Raw genomic sequence first — 7,544 nt, 5'->3', positions numbered from 1 at the left:
TTCAAGCATTGGTTCAGATGGGGGAATAAATTCTCTTGGACACGCCCCATCAACCATGATACCTTTTCCACGACCTTCATGGCATCCTCCTCGGTTCCGTTTTGCTGGTTACAAAACTATACCAGGAAATACCTTGAAGGTAAATAATTACAATATGTTATTTTGCATTTTTTGGTAAAAATAAAACATCCCTCTTTTTGCAAGAGGCTCGGGGATATCCCAATAAACCCATCCACCCCCAGAGCCATGGACCAAAAGGATTGCCTTGCCGAGTCGACCGGTAGTGGGAATCTTTGCAACCAACATGAGTTTCATTCCGGTGTCGGTGGTCACGTAGAATTCCTGACGCTCTACTTCAGCCGCAACAGCAGCGCTTGGAATAACGGCTACGGCACATCCGGTGATGAAAACATTCTTCATACTGTCACCCTCCTTTTATCGTCCGCTACATGAAAAAACAGGAAAACTGAATAGCCAGTACTCCGAATTACGCTTCCTATTATGAAGCCGGAGAAATAAGTCAACCAGATTTCGCAGCAGAGCAGAGCTGTTCCATTTGGTTCTTTTGTCAACACCCCCTGGGCGGATATAGAGAAGGTTGTCAAGGCGCGGATCGAAGGAACGACACGTTATTTGAATATTACGAGTCCTATAAGCCCGTCTGGTCAATATGTATCCATTTCTTGAGGATATTATCATATATACCTTCTTCTCTTATTTGGCGTAGTCCATCGTTAATTTTTTCCAACATTGCATTTTTTTCTCCTTTTAAAACAGAAACAGCGAGTTCGTTTTGAAATATATACGTGTTCGGCACATGAAATTCTTTAGGATATCTTTCATTAATCAAAGACGTACCTACATGAATATTTAAAGCAGCAGCTTCTGCTTTTCCTTTCAGTACGGTCTCTAAGGCCGAAGGATAATCCTCGACAGTACGAAGGAGAACTTCAGGAAAGTTTCTTTCAATAAATTCCGTCAAAGGGCCCTTTAGGGGGGTACATATAATTTTGTTACTATAATCCTCCAGGGAATATTGGGGGTGTTTTTCTCTTTTCATGAAAAGGGCGGCCCCGGTATTCATATAGCAATCACTGTAATCATAGATCTTTCGACGATCCGGAGTTATGGCAAATACGGCAATCCCGTCAGCCTGGTCAGTATGTAACAGTTCCTGGATCTTATCCAACTCAGTGGGAATAAATATTACCCGAGTTTTCACACGGGATAATACTGCTTCAAGTATCTCAATTGATAAGCCCTCTGATTTTCCTTCTCTTATCATGGCAAATGGAGGAAAATTATTTATGTGGGCTAAACGAAAAGTTTTTTCAAACTTGTCTTGTTTTCTATAACTATTCATCATGATTTGCCTTTCCAGCATAACGTACGAATAAACGCTTAAGTTTCAAAACAGCATTTTGAGCCCAAGATAAGGTTGACAAAATCTAAAAGTAAGGGGTGAGGTGAGCCGTCGTTGGTTCAATGGGGGCCTTGCAGGCTAACAACAAAAATCGGAATTTGCTTCTTCATTCATCACATTTCCTATTGCTTCCCTTTTTTCAGGAAAACCATAGCCGTGTGTATTAACAGAGCCGGTCAAACATCCTTTTCTTGTGCGGTATAATACTGCAACCAAGCTATTTTTGCCGTGCATTCCAGATTTTGGCGATCTGCTCGGAGGTGGCAACTTTTCCGAAATAGGTTTTTATATTAAAGAGTGCAGCATCATATTCCTGTTCAGTAACCGTATCAGTGCAATCTGCAACTGCAATTACATAATACCCTTTTATATATGCATGCCTGGCAGCGGTCTCAACACATACATTTGTATTGAATCCCGTAAATAGCAAAGTTTTCATTCCCATGCTGCTGAGCAATAGGTCTAGATTTGTGTCCGCGAATGCATCATAGTGGTATTTCGTAATCACATGCTCTTCCGGTAAAGGTTTAGTCATTGCCGGATACCAGTCTGCTCCGTTTGTTCCTTCTTGAACGAAATTAATATTTTTTCCCCTTGCATCCTGTATAAAACCCCTGGCTTTGAAACTGACTCTGGCCCTGTAGGGTTCAACAATAGACTTCGTCCAGACAATCAACAGATGCTCTTCCCTTGCCCTTTCAATAAATCGGTTCAATCTTGGTACTGCACGTTGATTACGGGATGCGTCGGTTCCCATAATCTTTGAAACAGCACCATCGCTAGCACAGAAATCGTTTTGGGGATCAATGATTAAAAGGGCCGTTTGTTTTGGAACGACCTGTTCTTCAAGAGTTCCAAGTACTTCATTATTCATCCTGAGTTACCTCCTTGGTATGACTTCGCATTTTTCCCAGATATGCAGATTTAATTCTTTCGTCTGCCATCAGTTGTTCGGCACTTCCCTGTATCGCAATGCTGCCCCCTTCAATGACATACCCCCTATCAGCGATTTTCAGGGCGGCTCGGGCATTCTGCTCGACAATAAGAACGGATAGTCCTCCTTCTCTCATTTTTTTAATAAGGCGCATCACTTCGGTAATCATAAGCGGCGCCAGGCCTAAAGAAGGTTCGTCAAGCAGTAATAGTTTCGGTGAAGACATTAGCGCCCTGGCCAAGGTCAACATTTGCCTCTCTCCACCTGAAAGAGTGCCCGCGAGTCGTTTTTTTGCGGAATTGAGCAAAGGGAAAAGGGTAAATACAATGTCAAAATTTTTTTCTATCTCCTCCTTTTTGTTTTTTCCACGCTGAGAATAACTACCCAGAATAAGATTATCTAAGACGGTCATGGATGCAAAGATTTTGCCCCCTTCAGGAACGTAACACATGCCCGATCTTACCAGATCCACTGGTGACAACCCGGAAATATCTTTCCCGGAATAATGCATTTTTCCATTTGTAATAGGCAAAATAGTATATATGGCATTCAGGGTAGTCGTTTTCCCGGCTCCATTACTTCCAAGTAGGGCGACTATTTCACCTCTATCGAGATGCAAAGATATGCCGTTCAGTGCTGGAACAGGGCCATATTGAGCATCGACTCCTTTTACATCAAGTATTCTTTCATGTTCAGCAGTCATGATAATATCTTAATAACCTTAAAAATCTTCACCCAGGTAGGCCGTAATGACCTGCTCATTGGCCTGAACCTCTGCCGGCGTGCCTTCTGCGATCTTTAACCCAAAATTAAGCACAATCACTTTATCAGCAATGCCCATGACCAATTCCATACGATGTTCTACCAAAAGAGCCGTAATTCCATTATCCCGGATTGAAAAGATTAAGTTTGCCAGGTCTTCAATTTCATGTGTGGATAATCCTCCGGCAGGTTCATCAATGAGCAGTAGCTTGGGTTCCGAGGCCAGAGCCCTGGCAATTTCAAGCTGTTTTTGTTTACCATAAGGCAGGCTTAATGGTTCAAGATGCGCTTGATTTTCGAGCCCGACCATGGCGAGTTTTTCCATGGCCTTATCTCGAATAGCCCTTTCTTCTCTTCTTGACCGTGGTGATCGGAACGCACACCCGAAAATACCAGCCTTGCTTTGAAGGAATCGTCCCATCATGACATTCTCGAGTACGGTCATATTGGTAAAGATCTGTAAATTTTGGAATGTGCGGGCAATGCCGAAAGAGGCAATTTGGTGGGCTGAAAACTCGGTTAGATTACGTCCGCCGAAAAGAATCTCCCCGCGATCAGGTTTTAAAAACCCGGTAATCATATTAATACTTGTGGTCTTACCGGCACCATTGGGTCCAATGATGGCAACTATCTCACCCGGAGAGATGCTAAAACTAACCATATTGATCACCACAAGTCCACCAAAAGTCTTATACACTTCACTGACTTTCAATAAAGGAACAGAAGCTTGGGTATTTTCCTTTTTTTCAGGTAAGAATTTATTCTTCTGCATAAACGCTTCGTAAATGTCCAGATACCGTTTTTAGTTACGATTTTTATTTGTAATTCTTGCTTTCAGATCTCTAACGAATTCCGGTGCATAAGCAAGCCCCCGCGGCATAAAAAGCAGAATCAGAACCAGGATCATACCATATGCGATATTTTCCATTTCTCCGGCTGCACCCGGTATGATCTTGGGAAGGACGCCTCGAAAGAACTCCCCAGAACAGACAATCACAATTGCACCGATTATCGCCCCCCACAGGCTGCCCATTCCACCTATTGTAATCATGATCAGCATGAGAATCCCAATAAATATGCCAAACGGTTCGGGATTAATGAAAGCGACCCAGTGCGCATAAAGACTTCCAGCCAAGCTTGCATAGACAGCGCTTAGGATGAACACCTGGACCTTATATTTTGAAGGAGAGACGCCAAGTGACTGAGCGGCCATTTCGCTGCCTCCGGAGAAACGATGTATGGATCGCAGCGCCCGGCCCACACGGGAATTAATAATATTAGATGACAGTATGAAAACAACCAGCACCGCTACCCAGATAACGTAATAATAATGTTCATCCGTGTTCAGTTCATAACCGAAAAAAGAGAGGCCGGGAATTCCGCCGATCCCATCATATCCGCCGGTCAGATCACCCCATTCTACAAAAATAGTATATACAACAATGGAAAGACCCATTGTTGCAACCGCAAGGACATGTCCTTCCAGCTTAAGTAACGGTATACCGATAATACCTGCGACGATCGAGGCTATAATTATACCTAATATGGCGGCAAGCCAGGGATTGCATCCGGCGGCCGTCGTAAGTATAGCCGATGTATAGCCACCAATTCCGAAAAACCCAGCCTGAGCCATTGAGACCTGCCCTGCATAACCAAGCAGCAGAGAAAGTCCCATGGCAACAATAGCATAAATACCAATAAAGTTCCCAACAGTGACGTAATAGGAGCTTCTGACAATTTCGGGCATCAATCCTACAGCGATGACAAATAACCCGATAACTATTCTTTTGATATTAATGCTTTTTATTCCCGTCACTATCCTTGCCTACCAGAAAAACAATTTGGAATTCTACTTAGACCTGTCCCGCTTCTTCATCCCCAAGCAAGCCGTGATGACGGAAAGAGAGTACGACTAAAAGAACCGCTAATGCTATGGCATCTTTGCTCCCGGAACTGATCAGACCCGCAGAAAGCGATTCCAGTATCCCTAGGGCAAGCCCTCCAACCATCACACCCTCAATCCTGTTAAGCCCTCCAATCAGCGCAGCTGTAAATCCTTTAACGGATAAGTACAGCCCAATGCCCACATGGGGAAATGTAATCGGACCCATGACAGCACCGGCAAAGGCAGCCAAGCAAGCTGAAAGTGAAAAGGCCAGCAGCCCCATTCTTTCCGTTTTTATCCCCATCAGGGTAGCAAGAGATGCATCTAATGCGCTTGCCATAAAGGCCTTCCCGGTGACGGTAAATCTGAAAAAAAGGAAAAGTCCTAACGCAATCACAAGCGTGCTGACAATAATCCATAGTGATTGGGGATTAAGCAAAGCCCCGAAGATGGGGATAGGATCCGATAGTGAAAAATAAGGTATACTTTGAGGATCCGTTCCCCAACAAAGCATGGCTATCCCCCTGATGATGATGGAAACACCGAAGGTAACCAATATCAAAGCAAAACCGGGAGCTCTTCTGATGGGGTATATTACGGCCTGATAAAACAATGCCCCGATAGCAGTTGTTATCAGAACTGCAACGAGAATCGAAATGCTCAGGGAAAAGCCCGAAATGATAAAGGTGGCCGTCAGCATGCCCCCCAACATCAAAAACTCTCCCTGAGCGAAATTGACAACCCTTGTTACACTGTAGATGATCATATAACCAAGGCCGACAATTGCATAAATGCTGCCCGTGCTGATACCACTTAGAATGAATTGTAGGATCTGGTCAGTTTGTGTCACTCTATGCTACCTGCTATTGGATGAATAAATCATTCAAAGTCTGCCCATGTGGGCGTAATTTTTTTACCGATGATTTTCAGTTTTCCATCTTGCAGCTCACTGGGTATCATCGGGGCAGCAATCTCATGCCATTTGGTCATATCTCCCATGCATTGTACGCCCACGTAGCCTTTCACGGTCTCAAGGGCATCTCTCATTTGGGATCTGGCCTTTTTCAGGTTCGATAAATCCGGGTTTGATCTTTTGAGCGCATCCGCACATAGATAGATTCCGTCCCAGCCTGCCGTGTGCCCTGTATCGGCTCTTTTGCTTTCTGTCCTTTCGATTACCATTTTTGTGAGGGAAACCACCGATTTCCTCTGAGGCTCATCCATGGGTAAGGACTCCCCAAAATCCACTACATAAGAAGGAATCTGGAGACCGTTAAGGGAACTGCCCAAGACCTGAACGATCTTTCCCATGGCAAGTGGCGGCGAGCCGATGATCGGCTGTTTTATTCCCATTTCCCTGGCCTGTTTATAGGCAATGGCCCCTGCCATCTCTGCTCCTCCAATAATAATAGCATCAAAATCCGTTGACCGTATCTTGGTGAGCGGGACCGTTAAATCTGTATCTTCTCTACCGTACTCCTCCCATATTACGACCTTGAATCCGGCAGCTGCATGGCTAGCCTCAAATGATTCTTTCATAGCCTTTCCCATGGCGTTATTTACATTCATATGAGCAAGCTTTTTTGCGCCCTGTTTCCTGAGCATTTCATAAATGGCATAATCCAGAAACATAGGGTCTATTGTGGCCTAAAAAACCCATTTCCTTATTTTCGTAGGAGGTTTCGGGATGTTCCATGGTTTCAGGGCGACCGACCAACTGCTGGAATTTTGAGTCAGAATAGGAACCTCCGATTTTTCTGCAATTGGCGCACAGGCTAGGGCGATACCTGTCGAAACAGGACCAACGACTGCTAGCACCTGGTCTTCATCAATCAGTTTTTTCAGGGCCATCACCCCTTTACTCGGATCACTTCCATCATCATATACGATGACTTCCAAAGGGTGCCCGTTGATCCCTCCCTGCTTGTTAACTATTTCCGCAACAAACTGGGCTGCATCTCTGGCCCCGCTGCCCATCGGGCCCATGAAACCTGTTACTGATGTAATGACGCCTATCTTGTAAGGGGAAGGCGCTGCCAATATATTTCCAGGCAACACGGAGGATACAACCAGGGCAAGGCACACTAATACAACCGTAATTAAAGAAAATCTCAAACTTTTCATTGGGTCCTCCTTACTTCGGTTAGTGAATTATCACCGAGCTTGCCGGTGCTTTTATAAGCCCCAATCACTGGAAAAAAATATCCTCCAATACATGGGACTTTCCACCCGTAATTCGTATTTAAAGTCCAACTCCCATCTTTGAACCGGCACTACTTACCAGAAAAATATTCACAGGTTAGCGACGCCACAACTGTTGTATGGTGACTATTAGCACGATCTGATTATTTTCCTATGTACTACCGCATCTACCGTTATCTACTTTCTTCCAGTGCCACTCAGTCCTTAGTGGCCAGATGGCTTCTGAACGGAGTCTCTATCTTGCTGTCGCATCGCACGACACGCAACTGAAACCCTTTACTGCCCATCCGCTTACATTACCCTCCTTTCTGTTGCTGAATGTTCATATAGGAAATACA

At 44.5% G+C, this 7,544-nt stretch carries 7 protein-coding genes and 1 pseudogene; all 8 read right to left on the bottom strand.

The window, feature by feature from the left end; genetic code table 11:
• Window positions 1–147: 147 nt before the first annotated feature.
• The 8 genes and pseudogenes from NT140_04765 to NT140_04730 all read right to left on the bottom strand — a co-directional run bounded on the left by NT140_04765 (window position 148) and on the right by NT140_04730 (window position 7,128).
• Window positions 148–420, bottom strand: a complete 273-nt coding sequence (locus tag NT140_04765; GenBank protein ID MCX5831187.1) for a hypothetical protein — start codon at window positions 418–420, stop codon at window positions 148–150.
• A gap of 229 nt (window positions 421–649) precedes the next feature.
• Window positions 650–1,366, bottom strand: a complete 717-nt coding sequence (locus NT140_04760) for a transporter substrate-binding domain-containing protein (GenBank protein ID MCX5831186.1) — start codon at window positions 1,364–1,366, stop codon at window positions 650–652.
• Between the two features lie 274 nt (window positions 1,367–1,640).
• Window positions 1,641–2,297, bottom strand: a complete 657-nt coding sequence (locus tag NT140_04755) for a cysteine hydrolase (protein ID MCX5831185.1) — start codon at window positions 2,295–2,297, stop codon at window positions 1,641–1,643.
• On the bottom strand, window positions 2,290–3,060 hold the full coding sequence (locus tag NT140_04750; protein MCX5831184.1) for an ABC transporter ATP-binding protein: 771 nt from the start codon (window positions 3,058–3,060) through the stop codon (window positions 2,290–2,292). Before NT140_04750 ends, NT140_04755 begins: the two co-directional genes overlap by 8 nt.
• A gap of 18 nt (window positions 3,061–3,078) precedes the next feature.
• Window positions 3,079–3,891, bottom strand: a complete 813-nt coding sequence (locus tag NT140_04745) for an ABC transporter ATP-binding protein (protein ID MCX5831183.1) — start codon at window positions 3,889–3,891, stop codon at window positions 3,079–3,081.
• A gap of 30 nt (window positions 3,892–3,921) precedes the next feature.
• Window positions 3,922–4,935, bottom strand: a complete 1,014-nt coding sequence (locus tag NT140_04740) for a branched-chain amino acid ABC transporter permease (GenBank protein ID MCX5831182.1) — start codon at window positions 4,933–4,935, stop codon at window positions 3,922–3,924.
• Window positions 4,936–4,972: 37 nt separating this feature from the next.
• Complete coding sequence (locus NT140_04735; protein MCX5831181.1) at window positions 4,973–5,854, bottom strand: branched-chain amino acid ABC transporter permease; 882 nt, start codon at window positions 5,852–5,854, stop codon at window positions 4,973–4,975.
• 29 nt (window positions 5,855–5,883) lie between these two features.
• Window positions 5,884–7,128, bottom strand: a pseudogene (locus NT140_04730) (ABC transporter substrate-binding protein).
• Window positions 7,129–7,544: the final 416 nt, after the last annotated feature.

It is taken from the genome of Deltaproteobacteria bacterium (genome assembly GCA_026388415.1).
Classification (GTDB): domain Bacteria; phylum Desulfobacterota; class Syntrophia; order Syntrophales; family JACQWR01; genus JAPLJV01.
This window is presented reverse-complemented; position numbering and strand designations above follow the sequence as displayed.